Origin of the sequence: Pseudomonas sp. SCT, from assembly GCF_003864275.1 — a bacterium.
In the GTDB taxonomy this organism is placed as follows: domain Bacteria; phylum Pseudomonadota; class Gammaproteobacteria; order Pseudomonadales; family Pseudomonadaceae; genus Stutzerimonas; species Stutzerimonas stutzeri_AE.
Genome location: NZ_BDJA01000001.1, coordinates 783,667 through 809,711 on the forward strand (window position 1 = coordinate 783,667; position 26,045 = coordinate 809,711).

25 protein-coding genes and 1 pseudogene are annotated in these 26,045 nt (G+C 65.7%); 9 read left to right on the forward strand and 17 right to left on the reverse strand.

What is annotated here, in order from left to right; genetic code table 11:
- Window positions 1-144: 144 nt before the first annotated feature.
- Genes BHD08_RS03585 through BHD08_RS03595 form a run of 3 tightly spaced genes read right to left on the reverse strand, consistent with a single transcriptional unit; the run spans window position 145 to window position 5,742 of the window.
- Window positions 145-1,617: an efflux transporter outer membrane subunit gene (locus BHD08_RS03585; protein ID WP_125020825.1), complete on the reverse strand. Its 1,473-nt coding sequence runs from the start codon at window positions 1,615-1,617 to the stop codon at window positions 145-147.
- Window positions 1,614-4,658: an efflux RND transporter permease subunit gene (locus tag BHD08_RS03590; protein WP_125020826.1), complete on the reverse strand. Its 3,045-nt coding sequence runs from the start codon at window positions 4,656-4,658 to the stop codon at window positions 1,614-1,616. The genes BHD08_RS03585 and BHD08_RS03590 overlap by 4 nt, the downstream gene beginning before the upstream one ends.
- Before the next feature lie 4 nt (window positions 4,659-4,662).
- The gene (locus tag BHD08_RS03595; protein WP_125020828.1) at window positions 4,663-5,742 is read right to left on the reverse strand and encodes an efflux RND transporter periplasmic adaptor subunit; all 1,080 of its coding nucleotides are present in this window, start codon (window positions 5,740-5,742) and stop codon (window positions 4,663-4,665) included.
- A 248-nt stretch (window positions 5,743-5,990) separates the two neighbouring features.
- Here BHD08_RS03595 and bfr point away from each other — a divergent pair, with 248 nt between their 5' ends.
- Entirely contained in the window at window positions 5,991-6,458 is a 468-nt protein-coding gene (bfr, locus tag BHD08_RS03600; RefSeq protein WP_015275676.1) for a bacterioferritin, read from the forward strand.
- Between the two features lie 49 nt (window positions 6,459-6,507).
- Here bfr and BHD08_RS23395 read toward each other — a convergent pair whose 3' ends face one another.
- The 4 genes and pseudogenes from BHD08_RS23395 to BHD08_RS03615 all read right to left on the reverse strand — a co-directional run bounded on the left by BHD08_RS23395 (window position 6,508) and on the right by BHD08_RS03615 (window position 11,461).
- Entirely contained in the window at window positions 6,508-7,371 is an 864-nt protein-coding gene (locus tag BHD08_RS23395; protein WP_375708239.1) for a methyl-accepting chemotaxis protein, read from the reverse strand.
- A 39-nt stretch (window positions 7,372-7,410) separates the two neighbouring features.
- Window positions 7,411-8,430 (reverse strand): annotated as a pseudogene (locus BHD08_RS23400) (methyl-accepting chemotaxis protein); the annotation flags it as partial.
- A gap of 189 nt (window positions 8,431-8,619) precedes the next feature.
- The gene (gene cueR, locus BHD08_RS03610; RefSeq protein WP_125020955.1) at window positions 8,620-9,063 is read right to left on the reverse strand and encodes a Cu(I)-responsive transcriptional regulator; all 444 of its coding nucleotides are present in this window, start codon (window positions 9,061-9,063) and stop codon (window positions 8,620-8,622) included.
- Window positions 9,064-9,082: 19 nt separating this feature from the next.
- Complete coding sequence (locus tag BHD08_RS03615) at window positions 9,083-11,461, reverse strand: heavy metal translocating P-type ATPase (RefSeq protein WP_125020832.1); 2,379 nt, start codon at window positions 11,459-11,461, stop codon at window positions 9,083-9,085.
- Window positions 11,462-11,609: 148 nt separating this feature from the next.
- Between BHD08_RS03615 and BHD08_RS03620 the strand changes: the two genes are divergently transcribed.
- The gene (locus tag BHD08_RS03620; protein ID WP_125020834.1) at window positions 11,610-11,807 is read left to right on the forward strand and encodes a heavy-metal-associated domain-containing protein; all 198 of its coding nucleotides are present in this window, start codon (window positions 11,610-11,612) and stop codon (window positions 11,805-11,807) included.
- A 4-nt stretch (window positions 11,808-11,811) separates the two neighbouring features.
- Here BHD08_RS03620 and BHD08_RS03625 read toward each other — a convergent pair whose 3' ends face one another.
- The gene (locus tag BHD08_RS03625; protein WP_125020836.1) at window positions 11,812-12,459 is read right to left on the reverse strand and encodes a TetR family transcriptional regulator; all 648 of its coding nucleotides are present in this window, start codon (window positions 12,457-12,459) and stop codon (window positions 11,812-11,814) included.
- Between the two features lie 203 nt (window positions 12,460-12,662).
- Between BHD08_RS03625 and BHD08_RS03630 the strand changes: the two genes are divergently transcribed.
- Window positions 12,663-13,835: a Bcr/CflA family multidrug efflux MFS transporter gene (locus tag BHD08_RS03630; RefSeq protein WP_015275682.1), complete on the forward strand. Its 1,173-nt coding sequence runs from the start codon at window positions 12,663-12,665 to the stop codon at window positions 13,833-13,835.
- 3 nt (window positions 13,836-13,838) lie between these two features.
- On the opposite strand, the gene BHD08_RS23035 is transcribed toward BHD08_RS03630, so the two are convergent.
- The 3 genes from BHD08_RS23035 to BHD08_RS03640 form a co-directional block, all read right to left on the reverse strand.
- A complete protein-coding gene (locus tag BHD08_RS23035; RefSeq protein WP_015275683.1) occupies window positions 13,839-14,003 on the reverse strand; it encodes a hypothetical protein in 165 nt (54 codons plus the stop codon).
- A gap of 100 nt (window positions 14,004-14,103) precedes the next feature.
- A complete protein-coding gene (locus tag BHD08_RS03635; RefSeq protein WP_041756448.1) occupies window positions 14,104-15,054 on the reverse strand; it encodes an adenosine deaminase in 951 nt (316 codons plus the stop codon).
- 459 nt (window positions 15,055-15,513) lie between these two features.
- On the reverse strand, window positions 15,514-16,101 hold the full coding sequence (locus BHD08_RS03640; RefSeq protein WP_125020837.1) for a YigZ family protein: 588 nt from the start codon (window positions 16,099-16,101) through the stop codon (window positions 15,514-15,516).
- Between the two features lie 212 nt (window positions 16,102-16,313).
- Between BHD08_RS03640 and BHD08_RS03645 the strand changes: the two genes are divergently transcribed.
- Complete coding sequence (locus BHD08_RS03645; RefSeq protein ID WP_015275686.1) at window positions 16,314-16,643, forward strand: four-helix bundle copper-binding protein; 330 nt, start codon at window positions 16,314-16,316, stop codon at window positions 16,641-16,643.
- Between the two features lie 49 nt (window positions 16,644-16,692).
- On the opposite strand, the gene BHD08_RS03650 is transcribed toward BHD08_RS03645, so the two are convergent.
- From BHD08_RS03650 to dksA, 3 genes are read right to left on the reverse strand one after another with little or no spacing between them, the layout of a single operon-like run.
- Window positions 16,693-17,337, reverse strand: coding sequence for a DUF1826 domain-containing protein (locus BHD08_RS03650; protein WP_125020839.1), 645 nt, complete (start codon window positions 17,335-17,337; stop codon window positions 16,693-16,695).
- Window positions 17,337-18,539 (reverse strand): zinc metallochaperone GTPase ZigA, encoded by a 1,203-nt coding sequence (gene zigA, locus BHD08_RS03655; protein WP_125020841.1) that lies wholly within the window; start codon window positions 18,537-18,539, stop codon window positions 17,337-17,339. The genes BHD08_RS03650 and zigA overlap by 1 nt, the downstream gene beginning before the upstream one ends.
- A gap of 9 nt (window positions 18,540-18,548) precedes the next feature.
- The gene (gene dksA / locus BHD08_RS03660; RefSeq protein WP_125020842.1) at window positions 18,549-18,953 is read right to left on the reverse strand and encodes an RNA polymerase-binding protein DksA; all 405 of its coding nucleotides are present in this window, start codon (window positions 18,951-18,953) and stop codon (window positions 18,549-18,551) included.
- A gap of 364 nt (window positions 18,954-19,317) precedes the next feature.
- Here dksA and rutR point away from each other — a divergent pair, with 364 nt between their 5' ends.
- On the forward strand, window positions 19,318-20,028 hold the full coding sequence (gene rutR, locus BHD08_RS03665; RefSeq protein WP_125020843.1) for an HTH-type transcriptional regulator RutR: 711 nt from the start codon (window positions 19,318-19,320) through the stop codon (window positions 20,026-20,028).
- Between the two features lie 108 nt (window positions 20,029-20,136).
- Window positions 20,137-20,511 (forward strand): VOC family protein, encoded by a 375-nt coding sequence (locus BHD08_RS03670; RefSeq protein WP_125020844.1) that lies wholly within the window; start codon window positions 20,137-20,139, stop codon window positions 20,509-20,511.
- Window positions 20,512-20,533: 22 nt separating this feature from the next.
- On the opposite strand, the gene BHD08_RS03675 is transcribed toward BHD08_RS03670, so the two are convergent.
- The gene (locus BHD08_RS03675; protein ID WP_125020846.1) at window positions 20,534-21,715 is read right to left on the reverse strand and encodes an MFS transporter; all 1,182 of its coding nucleotides are present in this window, start codon (window positions 21,713-21,715) and stop codon (window positions 20,534-20,536) included.
- Between the two features lie 94 nt (window positions 21,716-21,809).
- Entirely contained in the window at window positions 21,810-22,799 is a 990-nt protein-coding gene (locus BHD08_RS03680) for a GlxA family transcriptional regulator (RefSeq protein ID WP_125020848.1), read from the reverse strand.
- Window positions 22,800-23,061: 262 nt separating this feature from the next.
- Between BHD08_RS03680 and BHD08_RS03685 the strand changes: the two genes are divergently transcribed.
- Both BHD08_RS03685 and BHD08_RS03690 read left to right on the forward strand, forming a co-directional pair.
- Complete coding sequence (locus tag BHD08_RS03685; protein ID WP_125020850.1) at window positions 23,062-24,186, forward strand: alkene reductase; 1,125 nt, start codon at window positions 23,062-23,064, stop codon at window positions 24,184-24,186.
- Window positions 24,187-24,274: 88 nt separating this feature from the next.
- Window positions 24,275-24,580: a helix-turn-helix transcriptional regulator gene (locus BHD08_RS03690; RefSeq protein WP_125020851.1), complete on the forward strand. Its 306-nt coding sequence runs from the start codon at window positions 24,275-24,277 to the stop codon at window positions 24,578-24,580.
- A 97-nt stretch (window positions 24,581-24,677) separates the two neighbouring features.
- Here BHD08_RS03690 and BHD08_RS03695 read toward each other — a convergent pair whose 3' ends face one another.
- Window positions 24,678-25,475 (reverse strand): DUF6597 domain-containing transcriptional factor, encoded by a 798-nt coding sequence (locus BHD08_RS03695; protein ID WP_125020852.1) that lies wholly within the window; start codon window positions 25,473-25,475, stop codon window positions 24,678-24,680.
- Between the two features lie 94 nt (window positions 25,476-25,569).
- Here BHD08_RS03695 and BHD08_RS03700 point away from each other — a divergent pair, with 94 nt between their 5' ends.
- Window positions 25,570-26,028, forward strand: coding sequence for a carboxymuconolactone decarboxylase family protein (locus BHD08_RS03700; protein WP_125020853.1), 459 nt, complete (start codon window positions 25,570-25,572; stop codon window positions 26,026-26,028).
- The last annotated feature ends 17 nt before the right edge of the window (window positions 26,029-26,045 follow it).

A 26,045-nucleotide genomic window follows, 5' to 3' on the forward strand; every position in this document is an offset into this window, starting at 1 on the left:
CTAGCAAGAGTCGGAGATCGCTGGTTCTGCCTTGTTGTCGAGTTGCTTGAACGTATGGTTTCGCCGTGGCGGGCGCGACCAACCATCAAGCGGCTCGGCGGTCGGCTTGGCTAGAGACTCCAGGGCTTCGGCTGTTTGAGCTGTTCAGTGTGTCGATTTCTCTGCAGGCCCAGCCGCGGCATCTGCGCTCTCAGGCTGCCACCCACCTCCCAGCGCCACATACAGCGCCACCTGCGCGGTCGCCAGCGCGGCCCTGCCTTCCAGCGCTTGTCGCCTGGCCTGCAGCGCGCCGCGTTGGGCATCCAGCACTTCACTCAGGTTCGCTTCCCCCAGCTCGTAGCTGCGCTGCGCCAGGCGGTGCGCACGTTCGCGGTGTTCGCGGGTACGGCTGAGCGACACGTGCCTGCGCTGCTGACCAGCCATCCTCGTCAGGCCGCGCTCGACCTCCTCGAGGGCGCGGGCCAGGGCCTGTTCGAAGGCGACGTAGGCGGTCTCGCCCTCGGCATCGGCCAGGTCGATGGCGGCACCGCGGCGTGGATAGTCCAGCAGCGGCAGGCCGAAGGTGGCACCAACCCGGGCGAAGTTCGAGGCGCTGGAGATGGCATCGCCCAGGGCGAAGCCGGAGCGGCCCACGGCGGCCTGTACCGCCAGCTTGGGGAACAGGTCGCGGCGCGCGGCCAGTGATTGCAGCTCGGCGGCGTCCAGCCGTGCGGCTTCGGCGATCAGGTCCGGGCGGCGGCGCAGCAGGTCGATGGGCTGGCCGGGTGCGATGTGCTGCTCGGCCAGCGGCACCGGCGCGCTGGCGGCGAGGCGGGCGGCAGTGCTGCCCGGTGGTTCGGCGAGCAGGGTGTCCAGTGCCAGCTGCGCTTCGGCCAGATGGATATCCAGCTCGTCCAGATCGGCTTCCAGCGACGCGCGCTCGGCGGAGGTGGCCTCGACGTCCAGCCGTGTCACTTCGCCGGCGTGAAACAGCAGCCCGGCGATGCGCTCCAGCTCACGCGCCACATCGATGCCTTCGACCAGCAAGGCGCGCTGGCCTTGCAACGCACGCAGCTGCAGATAGCCCTGCGCGGTATTCGCGGCCACGGCCAGCCGCGCCGCTACCGTCTGTGCCTCGGCCGAACGCAGTTGCCGGGCCGCGCTGTCACGCCGTGCGCGGGTGGCACCGAACAGGTCGAGCTCCCAGGTCGCCTGCAAGGCCAGCTCCCAGGTGTCGACACTGATCACATCATCGTCAGGAATGAAATCGGCCAGCGGGCTGCCAGGTTCGGCGTCCTGATCGTTCTCGATCCACTGGCGGCTGGTCGAGCCGGGCAGGTCGAAGCTCGGCAACAGGCCGGCACGCGACTGGCGCAGCTGGGCCCGCGCTGCGGTGACGCGCGCCATGGCCAGGCGTACATCGTGGTTCTGCTGCATGGCGCGGCTGACCAGCGCGGTGAGCTGCGGGTCATCGAACTGGCGCCACCAGGCGGCCAGCGTTTCGGCATCCGCCGACTGCGCACCGGCGGCACTGAACCAGCCTTCCGGCAGTTGCGGATCGGCATGCTGCGGTGCGCTGGAGCAGGCACTCAGGGCCAGGGCGAGCAGCAGCGGGGCGGCCAGGGCCTTGGCAGTCATGCGGTTTCCTCCGGGCGCACTTTCATGAACAGCAGGTACAGGCACGGCACCGCCAGCAGCGTCAGCAGCGTGGCGAAGCCCAGGCCGCCCATGATGGTCACCGCCATGTTGGCGAAGAACGGGTCGAACAGCAGCGGCACCATGCCCAGCACCGTGGTGCCGGCGGCCATCATTACCGGGCGCAGGCGCGATGCCGAGGCCTCGATGATGGCGGTCAGACGCGGCACTTCGTCATCGATCTGCCGGTCGATCTCGTCCACCAGCACCACGGCATTCTTGATCAGCATGCCGGTCAGGCTGAGCAGGCCGAGCAGCGCCATGAAGCCGAACGCCTGGCCGGTGAGCAGCAGGCCGAAGCTGACCCCGCAGATGGCCATGGGCACCACCAGCCAGATCATCAGCGGCTGGCGCACCTTGGCGAACAGCAGCACGGTGACCAGCACCATCGCCAGGTAGGGCACCGCCAGGGTACTGGCCAGCGCCTGCTGGGCATCGGATGACTGTTCGTAGTCGCCGCCCCATTTCAGGCTGTAGTTGACCGGCAGTTCGATACCCTCGATCAGCGGGCGAATGCGCTGGTGTGCCTCGTTGGTGTTCTCGCCATCCCGCGGCTCGGCGCGAATGGAGATCGTCCGCTCGCGGTCATAGCGCACGATGATGCTGTCCTCGCTGGTCGGCTCGATGCCGTCGGCGACTTGCGCCAGCGGTACGTAGCCGTTGCCCGCCGGACTCCAGATCAATCGTTGCAGCAGGTCGTCGCTGCTGACGCGGTCCTCCGGCGCGGCGCGCAGCAATACTGGAATCAGTTCGTCGCGCTCGCGCAGCAGACTGACCCGCTGGCCCTCGCTGCCGGCGGCCAGCGCGCGCGCCACCGCCTGGCGGGTCAGACCGGCGTCTGCAAGGCGATCCAGGGCCAGTTGCGGGCGCAGCACCAGCACCGGCTGGCGCCAGTCGTCGCGCACGTTGAATACCTTGCCCTCATCCTGCAGGCGCTTGCGGCCTTCGGCGGAGATGGCTCGCAGCACCTCGATATCCGGACCGCTGATGCGCGCCTCCAGCTTGGCCTCGGCGTTGGGGCCGAACATGAACTGCGCGGCCGTGACATCGGCCGAGGGGTAGCGCTGCGGCAACTCCTGGTTGATCTGCCGGACCAGGCCGTCGATCAGCTCGGCATCCTCGGTGCGCACGAGAAAGTGCATCAGCGATGAATTCGGCTGCTCCGGCATGTAGGTCAGCATGAAGCGCGAGGCACCGGCGCCGATGAAGCTGGACACGCCGCTGACGCCCTCCATCTCTGCCAGATATTCCTCGACGTCGCTCGCGGTGCGTGCGGTATCGCGAATATGCGTGCCCTGCGGCAGGAACAGGTTGACGTAGAACAGCGGCGTGCTCGATGGCGGAAAGAAGCTCTGCGGCAGCCGGGTGAAGATCACTGCGCTGACCACTGTCAGCACCAGCAGCACGCCGATGGTCAGCCAGGGTCGATGCAGCACGCCGCCGGCCAACCGGCGATAGCGGTTGTACCAGGGGCCGTTGTAGGCGGCGTCGGGGTCGTCGTCGGCGTCGGCATTGCGCAGCAGGTAATGGCCGAACAACGGCACCAGCAGCAGTGCCAACAACCAGCTGAGCAGCAGCGACACGGCGATGACGAAGAACAGCGAGAAGAGGAATTCGCCGGTGGTGTCCTGGGACAGGCCGATTCCCGCAAAGGCGAGAATGCCGATGATGGTCGCGCCGAGCAGCGGCCATTGCGTCTGCCGCAGCGTTTGTTGCGATGCCTCGAGAATGCTCTTGCCCTGGCGCTGGCGTACCAGCATGCCGTCGCAGACCACCACCGCGTTGTCCACCAGCATGCCCATGGCGATGATCAGCGCGCCGAGGGAAATCCGCTCCAGCTCGATGCCCACCAGCCACATCACCAGCAGCGTGCCGAGTACGGTGAGGAACAGCACCGCGCCGATGATGAAGCCGGCACGCAGGCCCATGGCAATACACAGCACGCCGACCACGATGGCTACCGAGAGGAACACGTTGAGTGCGAAGCTGTTCACCGACTCGTCGACGATCTGATGCTGCTCGTACAGCGGATGCAGCTCGGCGCCCAGCGGCATGCGGTGCTCGTTGGCCTGCAGAACCGCTTCGACGCTATGCCCGACCTCGACGATATTCGCCCCGGAAACCCCGCTGATACCGAGCGTCAGCGCCTGCTGGCCGTTGTGACGGATGATCTGCTGCGGCCGCTCGGCATATTCCCGGGAGAGCTTGGCGATCGCGCCCAGTTCGACCCGCTGCGGTCCTTGGCCGACCGGCAGCGCTCGCAGTTCTTCCAGCGAATCGAAAGCGCCACTCGGGCGCAGGCGCACGAAGAATTCACCGGCATTCACCCCGCCGGCATCGACGGCGGCATCGGTATCGGCCAGCGCCGCGGCGATCTCGTCGGGAGCAACACCGAGTGCGGCCAGCTGCGCCTGGTCGACCTCCACCAGGATGCGCTCCTCCTGCACGCCGGCGATCTCCACCTTGCCGACGCCGTCGGCGGTGAGGAGCGCGCGGCGCAGGTCCTTGGCCGTTTCGTGCAGCTCCTTGAGGGTCAGGCCGTCGCCAGTGAGCGCGTAGAAGATGCCGTAGACGTCGCCGAAATCATCGTTGACCTGCGGCGGCTCGATGCCGGGCGGCAGGTCGCCCTGGGCATCGTTGATCTTGTTGCGCAGCTCGTCCCAGATCTGCGGCAGCGCATCACCAGCGTAGCGGTCCTGCATCTCCACGCGGATCTCGGCGATGCCCGGCATCGAGCGCGAGCGGATCTCCTTGATCTGCGACATCTGCTGGATGGCGCTTTCCAGCGGCTCGGTCACCTGCTGTTCGACCTCCAGTGCCGTGGCGCCGGGGTACTGCACGTTGACGATCGCCTGCTTGATGGTGAATTCCGGGTCTTCCAGGCGGCCTATCTCGAAAAAGGCGAGGATGCCGCCGAACAGACAGATCAGTACCAGAATCCAGATGTTGACCGGGCGCGTGATGGCGTAACGGGCGAAATCCATCGGCTCAGTTCCGCTCCCGCGCTTCGATCGGCTGGTCGTCGTGCAGCTTGCTGCCGCCAGCGACGATGATCGGCAGCTGCGCCTGCAGGGCGTCGCCACGGATCAGTGCCTGATCGCCTTCGACCTGCTGCAGCTCTACCGCCAACCGCCGCGCGCGGCCGTCGTCGGCTTGCCAAATGAAGTGTTTGCCGTCGCTGCCGGTCTGCAGTGCCGACAGCGGCAGGCGGAAGCCGTCATTGTCGGTCTCTGGCTGTGCGGGGCGCTCCAGGCTGACACGCATGGCCATGCCGGGCAGCAGGTTGAAATCCTCCGGTGGTTCGCCTTGCAGCACCAGCCGATAGGTGCGCGCGCCTTCGCGCGGCTGGGTGCTGTGCTCCTTGTAGCGCAGCGGCAGACGCAGGTCGGCGATGACCAGTTCAGCCTCGGCTTGCAGCTCGGGCCCGAGTGGAATGCTTAGCGCGGCGCTTTCCGGCAGGTCGACACTCACTTCGATATGACGGTTGTCCTGCATTTCGAATACCGGCGTGCCGACTGCGACCACCATGTCCGGCTCGGCCAGGCGGCGCGCAACCACGCCATCGAACGGTGCCGTCAGGGTGCTGTGATCGATATTGCGCTGGGCGCTGTCGCGGGCCACGCGGGCGGCCACGGTGTTGGCCTGCAGCGCTTCGATGGCGGCCGGGGCGAGGATGCCTTCGGCGAGCAGGGTGCGCTTGCGTGCCAGGTCTGCTTCCAGCTGGCGCAGGCGCGCCTCGGCTTCGCGCAGCTGCAGGCGGTAGTCGGTGCGGTCCAGCTGGGCCAGCGTTTGTCCACGGCGCACGCGCGTACCTTCGTCGATCAGGATGCGCTCGATGCGCCCGGCCACTTCGAAGGACAGCTGCGTGGTGGTCACGCTCTGCACCACACCAGAGAAACGCAGGGCTTCGGCCTTGGACTCGGCTGGACGCAAGGGCTCGACCAGCGCCACCCGTGGCGGCTCGGGCGCCGGCTCGGCTTCCGAGGAACAGCCGCCAAGCAGCGGCAGCGCACAGGCGATGATCGTCAACCAGGCCTTGGACACTGGAAATGCTGGCGTCGACGTCATCGGGGCTCCTGGCTGATCGGCATTGAGGGCGTTGGTGGGCATGCGCTGGGACTGACAATAGAGCCCCGCGCCGTCGCAGGAGTTCGCCGGCACAGTGTTGCCAATGACGTGACCGTGCGGTCGCTTTCTGCCCAGGCTCTGCCACACTTGAAGGGGCGCGCCTAGTGGCTGCGCAGCGCTTGACCGGCACAGACTCAGCGGGGATGCTTGCCCGCAGTAGAAGACGCATCAGTCATGGGGAATACGCAATGCAAGGCCAGGCACCGGTAATCGACTATCTGAAGGAGCTGCTGCGCGGGGAACTGGCGGCGCGCGACCAGTATTTCCTGCACTCGCGGATGTACGCCGACTGGGGCTTCAGCAAGCTCTACGAACGCATCAATCACGAGATGGAAGAAGAGACGCAGCACGCCGATGCACTATTGCAGCGCATCCTCTTTCTCGAAGGCACTCCGGACATGACGCCGGAGCCGATCCATCCGGGGCATACCGTGCCGGACATGCTGCGCAGCGATCTCGCGCTGGAGTACAAGGTGCGCGCCGCGCTGGCCCAGGGCATCGCGCTGGCCGAGCAGCATGGCGACTACCCGACCCGCGACATGCTGGCGCTGCAGCTGCACGATACCGAGGAAGACCACGCCTATTGGCTGGAACAGCAGCTCGGCCTGATCGACCGCATCGGCCTGCAGAACTACCTGCAATCCCAGGCCAGCTGAGCCTTCGCCCGGCGAGACATAGCCTGTCTCGCCGGGCGTTTGCGTTCCATCAGAGCCGGAAGCGGCTCACCATCATCTGCAGCTGACCACCCAGGCGCGCAAGCTCGGTGCTCGATGCGGCCGTCTCCTCGCTGGCAGCGGCGGTCTGTTCCGACACGTCACGCACGTTCACCACGCTACGGCTGATTTCCTCGGCCACTGCGCTCTGTTCCTCGGCGGCCGCGGCGATCTGCTGATTCATCGCCTGGATGTTCGACACGGTGCGGGTGATGCTGCCGAGCGAAGCGCCAGCACGGCGCGCCAGCTCGACGCCGCTGTCGGTGAGGTCGCGACTGGTATGCATGATCGAAGCGACCTGCTGCGTACCGTTCTGCAGTGCGGCAACCAACCCTTCGATTTCCTCGGTGGACTTCTGCGTGCGCTGCGCCAGGCCGCGCACCTCGTCGGCGACCACGGCGAATCCGCGCCCGGCCTCGCCTGCACGGGCGGCCTCGATGGCGGCGTTGAGCGCCAGCAGGTTGGTCTGCTCGGCCACCGCCCGAATCACATTCATCACGCTGCCGATCTTGTCGCTTTCTTCCTGCAGTGCGGTCATCGCCTCGGTGGAACGCACCACGGCGCTGGCCATGCGTTCGATCTGGGTGACCACTTCGGTCACCACGCGATCGCCTTCGCGGGCTTCGCTGTCCGCCTCGGTGGCGGCCAGGGCTGCCTGCTCGGCATTGCGCGCCACTTCCTGAACGGTCGCCGACATCTCATGCATGGCCGTGGCCACCTGGTCGGTTTCCTCCTTCTGGCTGTTCACGCCGGCACTGGTCTGCTGGGTCACGGCCGACAGTTCCTCGGCAGCCGCGCTGATCTGGCTGACACCATCGCGGATGCCACCGATCAGCTCGCGCAGGGTCGAGCCCATCTGCTGGATGCCACGCTGCAACACGCCGAGCTCGTCGCGACGCTGGATCTGCGCGGTTTCGCTGAGGTCGCCGGAAGCGATGCGCTCGACGTCGGCCATGGTGGTACGTAGCGGCAGGATGATCTGACGGGTGATCAGCCAGGCGGCCAGCACGCCGAGCACCAGCGCCAGCAGCGTGCTGACGATCAGGCGGCTGCGCGCGTCGCTGCTTTCCACATCAAGGCGGTCGAGCTGGAACTGGTACAGCGAATCGCTGATTCGGACGATTTCCTTCTGCTGATCGGTCATCTCCTGACGTGCCTTGGCGATTGCCTGCGTGGCCGTCTCCAACGCCTGGATGGCGCTGCGGTACTCGTCGAGTACCGTGCGGATCTGCTGCAGCGCTGCGCCGCTGTTGGCGTCGAGCACGGCGGCGTGGCGTGTCAGCGAAGCCTGTGTGGCGTCGAGCTGGGCGAAGATGGCCTTTGCCGCCTCGTTGCCCGGCGTACCGATGTAGACGCGCAGCAGATATTGCGCACGTTGTACGTCGTCCTCGATCTCGGTGATCGCCTGGAATTGTGCGAAGCGCTCTTCGTCGTATTCCGAAAGCTGCAACACCTGACGTGCGACACCGCCGGTCAGCTCGCTCAGGCGGGCGGAGGCGCCATCGATGGCTTGCCGCGCGCCGTTGGCCTGGGCGTAGGCCTTGCGCATGTCGTTCAGCGAATTCTGGTACTGCGCGTTGTAGCCGGCCTGCTCCTTGAGCTGGGCGACGTTGGCCGGGTTCTTGAACGTGTTGAGCAGCTGGGTCTGCTGCGCCAGGTAGATGCCGAGGTTCTTGTCCAGACGCTCGGTGGACTCGGCGTCGCCATTGGCCAGCATGAATTGCAGGCGGGCGATGCGCAGGTCGGTGAGGGTCTTATTCAGCAGCGAGATTTCGGTCATCCAGCCGCTGCGCTGGATGACGCTGCCAAGGCTGCCCCAGCCGTTCCAGGCGAGGATGAGGGTGAGGGCCAGGACGACGCCGAAGCCCAGTGCGAGCTTCCTGCTGACGCCGATGTTTGCAAACCAGTTATTCATGGCAGTCCATCTAATCAATAGTTCGATCCGAACGGGCGCATTGGCAGCCCGCGGGTGTCTTCGGCCCCTCTGTCGGCCGCGAGCATACGAACTTGAATGTAAAGCGAGGAGTGGTCGCAGCGTGCTGGTCACGGATGTCCGGCACGCTGGAGCAGGGGATGTTATGGGGCTTGGAGAGGGCGGCCCGCGTCAGCCTTTGCGAGGAGATTGGATTGCGGCGGGGCGAGATGACGGGGCGCTGCAGCAGCCGCTTTCGATGCCCTGCAGGATCGGGCAGTCCGGCCGGTCGTCGCCCTGGCAGTGGTCGACCAGCTCCTGCAGCGTGTCGCGCAGGCCGACCAGCTCGGCGATCTTGCGATTCAGCTCGTCGATATGTGCACCGGCCAGGGCCTTCACATCGGCGCTGGCGCGCTGGCGGTCCTGCCACAGCGCCAGCAGCTTGCCGACCTCTTCCAGCGAGAAGCCGAGGTCGCGGGCGCGGCGGATGAACGCCAGCTGGTGCAGGTCGCGCTCGTTGTAATGGCGATAGCCATTGGCACCACGTCCGGCCGGCGTAAGCAGGCCGATGGATTCGTAGTAGCGGATCATCTTTGCCGTGAGGCCGCTGTGTTTTGCTGCCTGACCGATATTCATATTCATCGCGCGCCTCCGCTCATTCTTCCGGTTTCCAGGAGCGCAGCAGCAGGGCGTTGCTCACCACGCTGACGCTCGACAGGGCCATCGCCGCACCGGCCACCACCGGACTGAGAAAGCCGAAGGCGGCGAGCGGAATGCCCACCAGGTTGTAGATGAAAGCCCAGAACAGGTTCTGCTGGATCTTGCGGTAGGTGCGCCGGCTGATCTCCAGCGCCGCCGGCACCAGGCGCGGGTCGCCGCGCATCAGGGTGATGCCGGCGGCGTGCATGGCCACGTCGGTGCCGCCGCCCATGGCGATGCCGACATCCGCTGCCGCCAAGGCCGGGGCATCGTTGATGCCGTCGCCGACCATGGCCACCACGGCGCCGCCCTTCTTCAGCTCCGCCACGGTGGCGGCCTTGTCCGCCGGCAGCACTTCGGCATGCACGTCATCGATGTGCAGCGCTTCGGCCACCACCCGGGCGCTGCCACGGTTGTCGCCGGTGATCAGGTGGCTGCGGATATGCCGCGCCGCCAGCCCGGCAATCGCCGCGGCGGCGCCGTCCTTGAGGCTGTCACCGAAGGCGAACAGGCCGAGGATGCGTGGCTCGGGCGCATGTTCCACCAGCCAGGACAGGGTGCGGCCCTCGGCTTCCCAGCGCTGGGCGGTTTCCAGCAGCTCGCCCGGCTGCAGGCCGTACTCGCCGAGCATGCGCCGGTTGCCCAGCGCCAGCTGCTGGCCGTCCAGCGTGCCGGCAATGCCGCGGCCGCTGAGGGCCTGGCTCTTCTGCACATCCGGCACCGCGATGCCGTCGGCTTCGCAGCGCTCCAGCACGGCGCGCGCCAGCGGGTGTTCGCTGCCACGCTGCAGGGCGCCGGCCAGGCGCAGGATTCGCGCTTCGTCGCCATCCACGGCATGCAGATGGATGATCTGCGGCTTGCCCGAGGTGAGCGTACCGGTCTTGTCGAAGGCCACGGCCGTGACCGCATGGGCGACCTCCAGCGCTTCGGCGTCCTTGATCAGGATGCCGTGGCGCGCCGCCACGCCGGTGCCGGCCATGATCGCCGCCGGCGTGGCCAGGCCGAGTGCGCAGGGGCAGGCGATGACCAGCACGGCCACGGCGTTGATCAGCGCCACCTCGGCCGGTGCGCCATTGAGCAGCCAACCGATCAGCGTGAACACGGCGATCACCAGCACGGCCGGGACGAATACCTGGCTGACCTTGTCCACCAGCTTCTGGATCGGCGCCTTGGCCGCCTGGGCGTCTTCCACCAGGCGGATGATCCGCGCCAGCACGGTCTCGCCACCGAGCGCGGTGGTGCGCACCAGCAGCCGCCCTTCACCATTGATCGCGCCGCCGGTGATGCGGTCGCCTGGCGCCTTGTTCACTGGCAGGCTCTCGCCACTGATCAGCGCTTCGTCGGCCTGGCTTTCGCCCGCGACCACTTCACCGTCCACCGGGAAACGCTCGCCGGGCTTGACCAGCACCAGGTCGTCCAGGCGCAGCGCGGCGATGGCGATTTCTTCCTCGCGGCCGTCGATCACCCGTGTCGCGCGGTCCGGACGCAGGGCTTCCAGCGCACGAATCGCCGCGCTGGTCTGGCGCTTGGCGCGGCTTTCCAGATACTTGCCCAGCAGCACCAGGGCGATCACCACCGCCGAGGCCTCGAAATACAGGTGCGGCATCTGCCCGGCCGGCGTCGCCCACCATTGATAGAGGCTCAGGCCGTAACCGGCGCTGGTGCCGATGGCGACCAGCAGGTCCATGTTGCCGGCTCCGGCGCGCACCGCCTTCCAGCCGGCGACGTAGAAGCGCGCACCGAGCACGAACTGCACCGGCGTGGCGAGCAGGAACTGGATCCACACCGGCAGCATCCAGTGCTGTCCGAACAGCTCGCCGAACATCGGCAGCACCAGCGGTGCGGCCAGCAGCAGGCCGGCGATCACTGCCCAGCGTTCGCGCTGCAGGCGCCGCTCGGCATCTTCTTCGGGGCGCTGCTGGTCGCCGGCGCTTGCCTTGTAGCCTGCGGCCTCGACCGCCTGGATCAGCACGGCGGGGTCCGGCGTACCGATCACCTCGACATGCGCACGCTCGCTGGCCAGATTCACCGCGGCGCTGCGCACGCCTGGCACCTTGAGCAAGGCGCGTTCGACCCGGCCGACGCAGCTGGCGCAGGTCATGCCTTCGATATTCAGCTCGATGTTCTGCAGCGGTACGCCGTAGCCAGCTTTCTGCACGGCCTCGATCAGCACCGCTACACCAACGTCATCACCTTCGACGCGCACCTGTTCGTTGGCCAGGTTGACGTTGGCCGCGGCGACGCCGGGCACCTTCAGTAAGGCCCGTTCGACGCGGCCGGCGCAGCTGGCGCAGGTCATACCGCTGACCGGCAGCGTATGGGTGGCGCTGGACATGGCTGAGACTCCTTGGATTGCGATGGCTGCAGGGTCGACCTTAACCCTATGGCAAGGTCAACACCATGATCTGCGACAGCAGGTGCCTTGACCTTGCCCGGGGGGCAAGGTCGAGAATCGGCGCATTCACCAGTCGAGGAGCAGGACGATGCAAGTATTCAACGTGAGCGGAATGACCTGCAGCCATTGCGAGCGTGCGGTAACCCAGGCCATCCAGGCGCTGGACCCGCAGGCGCAGGTGCAGGTGCAGGTGGACCTGGCGGCCGGAACGGTGCAGGTACAGAGCAGCGCCAGCGAACAGGCGATTCGCGAGGCGATCAGCGAAGAGGGTTATCAGGTGAGCTGATCGCTCAGCCGGTGGGCTGGTCGGGATCGTCCGGCCAGTCGCGAACCAGGCCGCGGAACAGCGGGTCGATCAAGGCCTTGGTGTCGACCTCTGGGGCGAACAGTGCGGTGTCGCGCGTCCAGTCGGTGAACAGTCCGACCACCATGGCGTGCAGCGACAGCGCGGCGAGCCGCGGCGTGACGCCGGGGCGCAGGCAGGCCGAGGCGTTGCGCAGCAGGTTTTCGCACAGATCGATGAACTGGTTGATGAAGGCGTGATGGCGTTCTTCGGCCTCGCGCAGCTCATCGGTGAACTCGCACTTGTGCAGCAGGATGGTGAAGATGCGGCGCTTCTGCTCGTTGCTGGCCAGCGTACTGATGGCCTCGACCGTCAGGTTGCGCAGGGCGATCAGGGCCTGCAGCGGTTGTTGCTGATTGCAGCTGCACAGGCGCTCGGTCATCTGCTCCGGCGGCAGGCGAATCTGGTTGAGCATTTCGTGGAACAGGTGCGCCTTGTTCTGGAAGTGCCAGTACACCGCACCGCGCGTCACACCGGCGTCACGGGCTATCTGGTCGAGGCTGGTGTGGGCCACGCCCTTGTCCAGAAACAGCCGCTCGGCGGAGGCGAGGATGGCGATACGGGTTTTCTCGGCTTCTTCTTTGGTTCGGCGCATGGGCAGATTCAGGCAGATGACGGCTGCTTCGGGCGTCCAGCAGCGATGGAGGCGGCCAGTGTAACGGCGCATCTCGTCGCGATGCATGTTTACAATCGGCGGTGTATGTAACAGCATCTTGCGCGCCGGTGCAAATTCCCGGGCAAGGTCGAGGTCCCAACAACTCACCCGGCCACGTCTCTCTTCCAGCTTGCGAGCCTCTGATGTCCCTGCGGATTCTTCTCATACTGGGCGCGCTCAGCGCGTTCGGTCCTCTGGCGATCGACATGTATCTGCCGGCCTTCCCCTTGCTGGCGCAGTCGTTCGGCACCAGCGTCGATCACGTGCAGCTATCGCTGGCCGCCTATTTCATCGGTCTGGCCATCGGTCAATTGGTCTACGGGCCGCTGGCTGATCGTTACGGGCGGCGCGGGCCGCTATTGATCGGCGTGACGTTGTTCACCCTGGCGTCGCTGGCCAGCGCCTTTGCGCCGTCCATGGATTGGCTGATCGGTGTGCGCTTCGTCCAGGCACTCGGCGGTTGCGCCGGCATGGTGGTGGCGCGGGCCGTGGTGCGTGACCTGTGCGACCCGATGACCAGCGCCAAGGTGTTCTCGCAGCTGATGCTGGTGATGGGCCTGGCGCCGATTCTCGCGCCGGTGGCGGGCGGCGCGTTGCTGGCGTCGTTCGGCTGGCCGTCGATCTTCATCCTGCTGACGCTGTTCAGCGCGATGTGTCTGGTAGCCGTCACGCTGTGGCTGCCGGAGACCTACCCGGCCGGACTGCCGCGCCAGCCGATGTCCGGTGCGCTGGGGCAGTATCTGCGGCTGTTCCGCGATCGCTTCTTCATCGGCCACGTGCTGACCGGCGCGTTGTGCATGGCCGGTATGTTCGCCTACATCACCGGCTCGCCGTTCGTCTTCATCGAGCTGTACGGCGTCAAGCCCGAGCACTTCGGCTGGCTGTTCGGCATCAATGCGGCGGGTTTCATCCTGATGGCGCAGGTCAACGTGCGGCTGGTGCGCTGGCGCGGGCCGGAGTTCTGGGTGCGGCGCTGGGTGTGGTTCTTCTTTGGCAGCGCGTTGGCGCTGCTGGCGGTGGCGGCGGCACAGCCCGAATCGCTCTGGCCGTTGCTGATCCCGCTGTTCTGCTGCGTGTCCTGCCTCGGTTGCCTGCTGCCAAACGCCACGGCCTGCGCCATGGCCGACCAGCGCGCCAATGCCGGCAGCGCCTCGGCCCTGCTCGGCAGCATGCAGTTCACCATTGCAGCCATCGCCGCATCCGCGGTGGGGGCTTTGCACAACGGCACCGCGGTGCCGCTGGCCGCAATCATCAGCCTGTGCGGCCTGCTGGCAACGGTTGTCGCCTACACAACGGCGCGTGCCAGCACTGAGTGAGCTTCAGGCGCTCATTGGCAGAGGATGTGGCGCCTGCAGGCGGCGGCGCAGGGTCTCGACGAAGTTGCGTGCTTCGGCTTCGCTGCGAAAGGTGATGCGCTGGCGATCCAGGCTAACTTGCCAGGCGCTGTCGGGGTAGGGCGTCAAAGGGCGGACGAGAATGTTCATGGCGATCTCCTCGTATAGGGGGCGCCGCACAGTCTAGGCGCAGCCATGGCTCGCGCGGCGAGCCATGGTGTCGCAGGTCAGCCTGGCGCCGACGAGCGGCTCAGTAGGCCAGGCGTGCGTCCAGGCTGTTCTGCGCCAGGCGGCGGGCCTGTTCCTCGGTCATGCCCAGGCTCTCGTGCAGCGCGACGAAGTTCTCCGTCACATAGCCGCCGAAATAGGCAGGGTCATCGGAATTCACCGTGACCTTCACACCCTTCTCCAGCAGGTCGAGGATGTTGTGCTGGCGCATGTCGGCGAACACCTTGAGCTTGGTGTTGGACAGCGGGCAGACGGTCAGCGGAATCTGCTCCTCGATCAGGCGGGCGATCAGCTTCGGATCTTCCGCAGCGCGCACGCCGTGGTCGATGCGGCTGACCTTGAGCAGGTCGAGCGCCTGCCAGATGTATTCCGGCGGGCCTTCTTCACCGGCGTGGGCAACGGTCAGCAAGCCTTCGGCCCGTGCCTTGTCGAACACGCGCTGGAACTTGCTTGGCGGATGGCCGACTTCGGAGCTGTCCAGACCGACGGCGAAGAAGGCGTTGCGATAGGGCAGCGCCTGCTCCAGCGTCTTGAAAGCGTCTTCTTCCGGCAGGTGGCGCAGGAAGCTGAGGATCAGCCCGCTGCTGATGCCCAGCAGTTCGCGGCCATCGGCCAGCGCGGCGCTGATGCCGTTGAGCGCGGCCTCGAACGGTATTCCGCGGTCGGTGTGGGTCTGCGGGTCGAAGAAGGGCTCGGTGTGCACCACGTTCTGCTCTTCGCACTTCTGCAGGTAGGCCCAGGTCAGGTCGTAGAAGTCCTGCTCCGTGCGTAGCACGTCTGCGCCGGCGTAGTAGAGGTCGAGGAATTCCTGCAGGTTGCCGAAGTTGTAGGCGCTGCGCAGTGCCTCCACGTCGTTCCAGGGCAGGGCAATCTTGTTGCGTTCGGCCAGGCGGAACATCAGTTCGGGTTCCAGCGAGCCCTCCAGGTGCAGGTGGAGTTCGGCCTTGGGCAGATTGTTGAGCCAGTCGTGCATCGCGAAATTCTCGTCTTTCGGGTGTGCGGGCATTCTATCGGTGGGTTGGAGCAACTGATATGCCAGCGGACCAGTTTGTCCCGCATAGCACTGTTGCATGACGACCTAATGACCCATCCATTGCCATCAGGGCACTTTGGCGATTAATTGACCAGCGGTCCGCAGGCCAGTTCTGGCGGGCTTTGGCGAGGTTGTTCCCAATGTTATCCACAAAGTTCTCCACGCATTCCGGGCATAACTGAAGGCTGGCAGAACGCAATTGATGGCAGAACGTCATCTCGCGACTGGTTGGTCGAAAAACACGGTAATTCAAGCGTTTAACGCGCCCCGCGGGGGCGCTTTAGCTGTGTTGATCAAAAAATGTGCAGTTCTGCCGAGCGCCCGCGGTGAGTGCTTCCCAGGCGGCCATACAATTGTTATCCACAATTGCGTCCACAGTATTTGTGGGCAACGCAGGCTCTAGTTCAACGCTTGCAGCTGGCTGCGCCCGCGGGTGATATCAGCGAGCAATCTCTGCAGTGGCTGCAGCTGAGCGGCGGGAAGGGCCAGTTCCAGCGTCGCGCCTTCGGCATCGAAATGCTCGGCTTCCAGCAGCGCCTCGAAGTCCGGCAGGCGTGCCTTGAACAGGGCCAGCTCGGCGAAGCGGCAATGGCAGCGGCAGTGCGAGCGCGACACCAGCTCGCTGCGCTCGCCAGCCTGCAGGCACTTCGCCGTGGTGCCGCCATAGGCGCGGGCCAGGCCGCCGGTGCCGAGCTTGATGCCACCGAACCAGCGGATCACCACCACCGCGACCCGGTCGAAATCCTGCCCTTCGATGGCGGTGAGCATCGGCCGACCCGCCGTGCCGCCCGGTTCGCCGTCGTCGCTGAAACGGTACTGATTGCCGATCTTCCAGGCCCAGCAGTTATGCGTAGCGGTGGGATCGCTGACCGCCTGGATAAAGGCCTGGGCCTCTTCGGCGCTCTGCACGGGTGCCGCCTTGGCGAGAAAGCGGCTTTTGCTGATGACTTCCAGCAGTTCGCAGGGCGCGGACAGGGTGAAGGGCATGGCAGTTACGGCGTCGGTGATGGTTTACGGGGTGGCCATTGTAGCGGCGCCGCTGCGGCTGCGCTGCGTCGTGCTGCATGGCCCGTCCGGCGAACGGATTGAACTTCGATGGATCGTCCAACCCCTACCTAGTAGGGCGCGGTTTGTGCGCATGACCTAGAGAAGGTCCCGCCGTACCGCATTTCGCTGGCACATCAGATGGAGGAAATTCCATGCTCAATTCCACTTACCAGTCGTGCATTCAGGCTTGCTCCAACTGCGCGCTGGTCTGCGAAACCTGTGCGGCCTCCTGCTTGCGCGAGGACGATGTGAAAATGATGGCGCGCTGCATCGAGCTCGATCGTGACTGCGCCGACATGTGTGCGATCGCGGCAGTGCTGATGACCCGCGACAGCCCCTATGCGAAAGCCTTCTGCAAACTCTGCGCACAGGTCTGTCGCGATTGCGCCGAGGAATGTGGCAAGCACACGCACGACCATTGCCAGGCCTGCGCCGAGGCCTGTCGCAAGTGTGCTGAAGAGTGCGAAAAGATGGCTGCCTGATCGGTCGCCGATTCGCAGGGCCGCAGCTGCCGCTGCCGGCCCTTTTGCTTCACGCCAGCCAGTCCAGCGTCAGGATCAGACGGCGTTCGGTGTTGGTCGCCTGCGGAGAGCGGTGAATGATCCCGGCGCCTTCGTTACCCAACCACTTCTCCCCCTTGAACAATGCCACGTCGCCAGCGCCAAGCCGCTGGATGGCGGCCGGTTCAGTCGGTTCGGCTGCCGGATCGCCCAGGCGCCGACGCTGCATGCCGCCCTCCGGAAGCCATTCGCTACCTGCGCCCGCGTAAGTGGTGATCAGCCGCAGCGGTACATGATCGACGTGGAAGCGCGGGCACATCGGCTTGTCCAGCAGGCGCAGGCGCAGGCCGATGCGCCGCGCATCGACCAGGCAGCTGAACGCCCGCACCAGCCAGGCCACGTCGGCGACGAAACCGGCATGGCCGGCAAGGTCCCGATAAGCCGCCGCCAGGTTTGGCAGTTGCAGCTCACCGTCGCCGGTCGGTTCGAGGGTCAGCGATTCCGCCAGCGGCTCGCCCAGGGCCAGGAGAGTGTCGGCGAACTCGGCAATGTGCAGCGGCAGCTGGCGCTGCCATACGCTGAGGTTGACGCCATCGTTCAGCGCTTCGCCGAGTACTGCCGGGGAGTCGCCCAGCAACTGGCGCGGCTGTGGGCGGATGATCTGCTGCGCCAGCATCAGGCGACCTGCTCGTGCCAGGGGCCGAACGGGTCCGGCAGGCGCAGCCAGCCGGTGGCGCCCACGGCCCACTCGCTGTCGTTCAGCAGGCAGGCGTCCAGCTCGCGGCGCAGCCGGTCGAAGTCGATGTTCTGCCCAATGAAGACCAGCTCCTGACGGCAATCACCGAACTCGCCACGGGATTTGGCCAGGATTGCCGAGCGGCTTTCGCTGTCGCTCGGCCAGGCCGATTCAGGGGTGAAGTGCCACCAGCGGCCGGCATAGTCGTAGCGCATCAGCCCACCGGCCTGGGACCAGCTGCCTGCTTCCTCTGGCCGGGTGGCCAGCCAGAAAAAGCCTTTCGAGCGCAGCAACCTGCCGTTGCTCCACTCGCGGTTGAGGAAGTTGTAGAAGCGCTGCGGATGGAACGGCCGGCGGGCCAGGTAGGCGGTCGAGGCGATGCCATATTCTTCGGTTTCCGGTACATGCTCGCCGCGCATTTCCTTGAGCCAGCCCGGTGCCTGGGCAGCGCGCTCGAAGTCGAAACGGCCGGTGTCGAGGATGCGCTCGAGCGGCACCTGGCCCATGCTCATCGGCAGAATCTCGGCGTGGGTGTTGAGCCGGCCGAGAATGGCGACCAGCTCCTCGCGTTCGGCGGCGGAAATCAGGTCGATCTTGCTGATCAGGATCACGTCGGCGAACTCGACCTGCTCGATCAGCAGCTCGGTAACCGAGCGCTCGTCGTCCTCGCCGAGGCTTTCGCCATGGCTGGCCAGGCTCTCGGCTTCGTGGAAGTCACGCAGGAAGTTCACCCCGTCGACCACCGTGACCATGGTGTCCAGTCGTGCCAGATCGGCCAGGCTCTGGCCCTGCTCGTCGCGGAAGGTGAAGGTTTCGGCCACCGGCAGTGGCTCGGAAATGCCGGTGGACTCGATCAGCAGGTAGTCGAAGCGGCCCTCGCGGGCAAGCTTGCCGACTTCCTCGAGCAGGTCCTCGCGCAGGGTGCAGCAGATGCAGCCGTTGCTCATCTCGACCAGCTTTTCCTCGGCGCGATTGAGGCTGACACCGCGCTGCACCTCGTTGCCGTCGATGTTGATCTCACTCATGTCGTTGACGATCACCGCGACACGGCGGCCTTCGCGATTCTTCAGGATGTGGTTGAGCAGGGTGCTCTTGCCGGCACCGAGAAAGCCGGACAGGACGGTAACGGGGAGGCGGTTCATGGCGGTCTCTCAGGCGGATCGTTGGTGTTTTTCGCGCTGTTCCTGGCGTTGTTTCGCCTCGATCGACAGCGTCGTGGTGGGGCGCAGCAACAGGCGCGGCAGGCCGATCGGTTCGCCGGTTTCGGCGCACCAGCCGTATTCGCCACGAGCGATGGCATCCAGCGCGTCGTCGATCTTGTCGAGCAGCTTCTTCTCCCGCTCCAGCACACGCAGTTGCCACTGGCGCTGCTCTTCGGCACTGCCGATATCCGCCGGATCGCTGCTTGGCTCAACCTCGCGCAGGGCGTCGAACTCCTCGGCGATGCGGCTCTGCAAATCCTGGCGCTGGCGCAGCAGCAGGTCGCGGAAGAACGCCTGTTGTTCGGCGTTCATGTACGCCTCGGTGGGTTGGGCGAGAAGTTCGGCTTCGGTCATCGGCTGGCACGTGTCGGAAATAATGCAGTAGTTATAACATAACAATTGCGCTTGTGATGCAAGCGCTGTTTGCGTGTTGAAACGGCGGACAGATAAGGGACGTTGTTCATGTCGCGAAGAAAAAACCCGCGGCGCGGATCGAGCGGTAGGTTCGGGTGGCAGCCGAGCGGTCAGACGGCGTCGGGCAACCCGAAGAAGATGGCAAATTTATCGGTCGGTTGTGGACCGTTTGGTCTGAATCGGAGCGCCTGTTTGTGCATGGCGCACGAAGATCGTGCAGCAGCGGCCTGCTGCCTTCGTTGCTCGTGCGCCACACGCTCGCCGCGCTACAGTAGCGGCTCGTTCGAACCCATCCGGTAATCCCGTGACAGATCAACCTCCCGTTCCGCCCCGCAAGCGCCTCACTGCCAGCAAGACACCTCGGCTCAAGGGCGCAGCTCGCGTACCGAGCGCCAGCGCCCAGGACCGCCGCCTGCGTATGATCGAAAGCAAGCGCGCCAGCATCCTCCAGGCGGCGCTCGAGCTGTTCTCCCGCTTCGGCCTGCATGGCACCAGCCTCGATCAGGTGGCGACCCAGGCGGACGTCTCCAAGACCAACCTGCTGTACTACTTCGGCAGCAAGGAAGAGCTGTACACCAGCGTCCTGCGCCAGCTGCTGGAGGTCTGGTTGCAGCCGCTGCAGGCGTTCTCCGTCGAGCAGGACCCGGTCGAGGCGATCCGCGACTACCTGCGGGTCAAGCTCGAACTCTCCCGCGACCATCCCGCCGAATCGCGGCTGTTCTGCATGGAGATCATGCAGGGCGCGCCTCTGCTGCTGGGCGAGCTGCAGCAGCCGCTGCACGATCTGGTCGAGAGCAAGGTCGCCGTGATCCAGGCCTGGATCGACGCCGGCAAGCTCGCCCCCATTGCGCCGCATCACCTGATCTTCTCGCTCTGGGCGACCACCCAGCACTACGCCGACTTCCGCGTGCAGGTCGAGGCTGTCGCGGGAAAGACGCTGGATGATCCAGCGTTCTTCGAGGAGACACTCAAGAGTCTGCAGGCGCTGATACTGGATGGGGTGAGGCCGTGCTGAGTAGCCAGCTGAAGCGGCACTCGCGGCTTGCGCGCACGGCCGCTGGCGTCTGTACTGGCTTGCTAGCGGCGCCGGCCCGGTTGGTCGGCGCGCCAGTGGAGCGTCCCTATGAACCCGAGATTCCTGCCTGGCCGAAACATGGCGATGAAGGTGCCCACCCATGAGTACACCAGCACCGTTGCCTTCTACCGCGAAACCCTGAGACTGAAGGAGCTGACGCCGAACGACGCGGATGGCGAACAGACACCGCGCTTTGAATTCGGCGACAAGGTGCTCTGGCTCGATCGTGTGGCGGGCATCAGCCAGGCGGAAATCTGGTTGGAAATCGTGACCGACGATCTGGACGCTGCTTCGGCGTTTCTGCAACAGCAGCATTGCACCCGTCGCGACGAAATCGAACCTCTGCCTGATGGGTTCCGCGCGTTCTGGATCTCCAGCCCGGCCAATATCATTCATCTGATCTCCGAGCAGAAACCGTCCTGAACACGCCTCCGTCTGCGCAGCGTTACGCCGCCTGCCTTTGCCGATAGCCCTGCGCGACCTGCAGCAGCACCACCAGCGTCACGATGGGCAGCAGCCCGATGTTCACTGCCGCCCATCCGGCCTGAGCGATCAGTGCGCCGGAGGCGAACGACATCGCGGCCGCGACGCTGCCGTTACTCAGCTCCATCAGGCCCTGCGCCCGGGCGCGTTCGCTTGCGGCATGGCCCTGGCCTAGCTGGGTGGTGCCGGCGACCAGCATCAGGTTCCAGCCGATGCCGAGCAGGCAGCTGCTGAGCAGGAAGTGCCAGTGGCTGATGCCGAGCAGGGCGACCACTGCGCTGACGATCAGCAGTCCTCCGCCAAGGCAGGCGACCAGCCGGCAGCCGAAGCGATCCACCAGCGGTCCGGCGACAAACGCCGGCAGGAACATGCCGAGCATGTGCCACTGGATGACCTGGCCGCTGGCCTGCAGGTCCAGACCTTCGCCATGCATCGCCAGGGGCGTGGCGTTCATCACCAGGATCATCAGACCGTGGCCGGCAGCGGTGGTCAGCACCGCGGCGCGAATGGTCGGCCGCGCCAGCAGTGCCTGCCAGCCGACTGTTGGAGGGACAGCCTGAACGCCAGGCGCTCCGCTATTCGTCGGCAATCCAGCGAGCACCAGAACGCCCAGCGCCGCGAGGCTGGCGATCAGCAGATAGGTGCCGGCGAACGGCACGCTAGCGATATCACGCGCCAGGTGGCCGAGTGTGGGCGCGATCAGCGCGGCCAGCACGCCGCCGCCGATCACGCAGGCGGTGGCGCGCCCCTTGAAGGTGTCGCTTACCGCTTCCAGCGCGGCGAAGCGGTAGTACATGGCCGAGGCCTGGTAGGCGCCGATGGGCATGGCGCCGAGGCAGAGCAGGGTGAAGCTGTCGAGCCAGAGCGACAGCGCGCTGATCAGTCCGCCCAGCACGCCGGCCAACGCACCGATGAGAAAGCCGGCGCGACGGCCACGGCGTTGCATCAACCCCGCCAGTGGTTGCAGGGCGAGCAGGCCGCCGAGCATCAGCAGGGCGAGCGGCAGGGTGGCGAGACCGGCCGCCGGTGCCAGGCGCAGGCCGACGATGGAGGTGAAGATGATGCCGGTCATCGAGCAGGACCAGAACAGCGCCTGGGCGATGAACAGACGCAGAACCTGAGGATTGCTGAGCAGAAGATGCATAAGGGCGGCTCCTTGAGGGTGACGAGCGGGCACAGCGCTGCCTGGCTGGATGCCGAGCGAGCTGGAAACGGTGAGTGAAGGGGCGGACTAGGCGTCAGCCGAAGCGCTGGTAGAAATCCCGCGGGCTGACCGACAGGTGCTTCTGGAAGCTGCGCCTGAGGTTTTCCGGATGGCCGAAACCGGTCAGCCGCGCCACCGTGGCGATCGAGGCCTGGGCGTCGAGCAGCAGGTTACGTGCGGCTTCCAGGCGCACCCGTTCGATGTATTGGCCCGGCCCCATGCCTGTTTCCTGGCTGAACAGGCGGCACAGCGTGCGCGGCGTTATATGCGCCTGGGCGGCCAGCGCCTCGATGGACAGATCGTCGCCCAGGTGCCCGGGAATCCATTCCAGCAATGCGGCTAGGCGCGCCACGCTGCCGCACGGCGCCGCCAGCATCGGGCTGAACTGGGTCTGCCCACCGGGCCGGCGCAGGAACATCACCAGCCGCTGGGCGACCGCCAGCGCCAGTGCGCGGCCGAGATCGGCTTCGACCAGCGCCAGCGCCAGGTCGATGCCGGCGGTGACGCCTGCGGAGCTGAACAGGTGCGCCGCCCGCGGATCGGTCGGGTCGTAGGTGTGCAGCCGATCACCCTGCACCTCGATGGCCGGGTACGTGCCCAGCGCAGGAAGATCGGCCCAGTGCGTGGTTGCCTTGCGTCCGTCGAACAGCCCGGCCTCGGCCAGGATCAGCGCGCCGGAACAGACCGAACCCAGGCGCCGCACGCTAGGTTCGGCTGCCCGCAGCCAGTCGAGCAGCGCTTGGTCGCGCTTCTGCGCATCCACGCCGACGCCGCCCGGGATGAGCAAGGTATCCAGCGTGGCCGGATCGCACTCGGCCCAGCTCGCATCGGCCACCAGCTTCAGCCCCGCCGAGGTGGCGACCGGGCCGTCGCCGGCAGCGAGCAGCATCAGCTCGTAATGCCGCGGCAGGCCCTGACGCTGCCGCTCGACATTGGCCGAGGCGAACACCTGCATCGGGCCGGTGACATCGAGGCTCATCACATCCGGGTAGATCAGGCAGGCGACGGTGCGGGTGGCGTCCATGGTGCAGCTCTCAGGGTGGATGCCTGCAGTCTGCTGCCGGGGCGCCGCTGTCGCAATGACAAGGTTCCCACGGATCTTGCCAATGCATATTTCTGGCTCCATAAAATCTAGATATTGACATTTATAGATATGAGGCCGACGATCGGCCTCTTGTCGCAGTTGCGGTAAACCCGACTGCACAGTCGTCAGCGGGGAGCTCACGTTCGGTGAGGCCGCCTCCGTTATCTAATATCTAGAATTTACGATATCTAAATCTTACGTTATGAATCATAAAGCTCTTTTTACACCTGCCTCGCTTGGTTCCTTCGCGCTGCGTAACCGCGTCGTGCTGCCACCGCTGACACGCTCGCGCAGTTCGCAGCCAGGCAATATTCCGAATGCGGTAATGGCGACCTACTACCAGCAACGAGCCAGTGCAGGCTTCATGGTGACGGAAGGCATCCAGATCGAGCCGAGAGGTCAGGGGTATGCCTGGACGCCCGGAATTCACAGCCCGGAACAGGTCGAAGGCTGGAAGGCCGTTACCCAGGCGGTGCATGACGAGGGCGGCGTGATTTTCGCCCAGCTTTGGCATGTCGGCCGTGTCTCGCACACCTCGCTACAACCCGGTGGTGAGCAGCCTGTTGCGCCGTCCGCCATCCCGGCGACCAACGTCAAGGTGTTTGTCGAGACGGGACCTGGCGAGGGCGCCCTGGTCGAGCCCTCGATGCCCCGGGCACTGTCCAATGCCGAGGTCAAAGAGCTGGTGCAGCTCTACGCCCAGGCCGCGCGCAACGCGATGGACGCAGGCTTCGATGGCATCGAAATTCACTGCGCCAATGGTTATCTGGTCAACCAGTTCATCTCCGCTCACACTAACAGCAGAACCGATGAGTACGGCGGCTCGTTGCAGAACCGACTGCGTTTTCTGGGCGAAGTGGTTGAGGCGATCGCCGACGCCATAGGTGCCGAGCGCATGGGCGTTCGCTTTGCGCCGCTGTTCGCCAGCACGGACGAGGAGCGCGTCTACCTCGGCCTCGTGGAGCAAGACCCGCATGAGACCTACATCGAGGCGGTGAAAATCCTGCAAGCCATCGGCGTCGCGTACGTATCACTGGCGGAGGCCGATTGGGACAGCGCGCCCGAGTTGCCCGGCAGTTTCCGCGAGGCAGTGCGGGCGGCGTTCAGCGGTACGATCATCTATGCGGGCAAATACACCCCCGAGCGCGCCGCTGCAGCAGTTGAGGCAGGTTGGGCGGACCTGATCGCTTTCGGCCGTCCATTCATTGCCAACCCCGACTTGCCGGCGCGTATCGCCAACGGTTGGCCGATGAACCCGCTGGATGCCGGCAGCATGTATGGCGGCACCGAAAAGGGGTACATCGATTACCCGACGTACGCGCACTGAGTCGGCATGCGTGCGCTCCCGTGGAGCGCACGCAGCCAGCGCCGGCAAAGTATCGTAAGATCGCGAAAACCCACTACCTGCCGCGGATATGAGCATAGACGTCAGTGAAGCGCTGAAGGCCCTGGATAACCCCACGCGGCTGGCCATCCTTACCCTGCTGAAGGACCCGAAGACCAACTTCCCCGAGCAGGAAGTCGATCCCGAACAGCTGGGTGTCTGCGTCAGCATCATCCAGGAGCGCGTGGGGTTGTCGCAGTCCACCGTCTCGAACTACCTGGCGGCGCTGCAGCGCGCGCAGTTGGTGACGTCGCAGCGTATCGGTCCCTGGACCTATTACAAGCGAAACGAAGAGAAGGTAGCCCAGTTGCTCGAGGCGCTCAGCAAAGCCATCTGAGCGGGCTAGCAGAGCCTTGAGCGTTTCGCGTTCAAGGCCACCCCGGCCGATCCCTTCCCGCAGGTGGTGACATGCCGCTCGGCAGGGCTTGCAGCCGTTATCGCCTTATCCTGCTCGTCCGATACTGCCCCGGCGTCATGCCGACCACCGTCTTGAAGTCATGAATGAAGTGCGCCTGGTCGCTGTAGCCGCAAGTAAGCGCGGTATCCAGCAGCGGCTGGCCCTGTTGCAGCTGCTGACGGATCAGCGCGACGCGCTGAATGCGGCTGAACTGCTTGGGCGTCAGGCCCACCTGATAGCGGAACAGGCGTTCCAGCTGACGCTGCCCGAGTGGTACCGCCTGTAGCAGATCAGCCAGACGCTGTCGGCCCTGGGTCGCAGTGATCTGCGACAGTAGCTGTTGCACTGGCGCGCGTCGCTCCTGCGTCGCCTGCAAGCGCCTCATCAACTCCTGCTCCACCAGCAGTTGCTGCGCCTCGCGGCTCAACTCGGCCAGTTGGTCGACCATTGCAGCGAAGCCCAGCCGCTGCCAGTCGGCACCGTGGAAGCCAGCCAGCTCATCCAGGCTGACGCCAAAGAACGCCGCGCCCATCCCGGGGCGAAAACGCACGCCCATCAGCCTTACCTGCCCTGCCAGTTGCAACCGCGAGCTGGCCAGCTGCGGCCCTGCGATCAGTGCGCGCGGCTTGTGCAGATTGCCATCGAAGGCCAGCGGATCGGCGAAGTTGAAGATGACCCCACAGGCGCCGTCCGGATGCAGCATCTGCTCGTCATACACCGCGGCGGCGTCACCCTCCAGCCACCAGAAGCGTTGCACGTAGGCAGCCAGTGCAGGCGTAGGCGGGCGAGTCAGGAAGCCATCGATGTGTGGCAGTCGTTCGTGCAGGGCGGACATGGCGGGCGGCGTTCGAAGATGTCGAAAATCTACAATAGCTCAGCGCGGCGGCTACGTAGCCTTGGCTGCACATTCAAACCGAGGAGTGACCACCATGCGCATGAACTACGAAGCTGCCGCCCCCGACGTGATGACGGCAATGATCGGGCTGGAGACCTACCTGGCGCGCCAGAGCCGCCGCGAGGATGGCGTCGACAAGCCGCTGATGGAGCTGGTGAAGATTCGCGTCTCGCAGATCAATCAGTGCGCCTACTGCCTCGACATGCACGCCAAGGACGCCCGTGCCCTGGGCGAAACCGAGCAGCGCATCTATGCCCTGAGTGCCTGGCGCGAAACCCCGTTCTTCAGCGACCGCGAGCGTGCCGCCCTGGCCTGGGCCGAGGCCAACACCCTGTTGCCCCAGGGCGTGTCGCAGCAGCTGTTCGAGGAGGTGCGCGAACAGTTTTCCGAAGCCCAGCTCGCCAACCTGACGCTGGCCATCGCCACCATCAACGCCTGGAACCGCTTCGGCGTGTCCTTCGCGCCGGTGCCGGGCAGCTACCAGCCGGGCTGATGCATGCCGTACCGCCT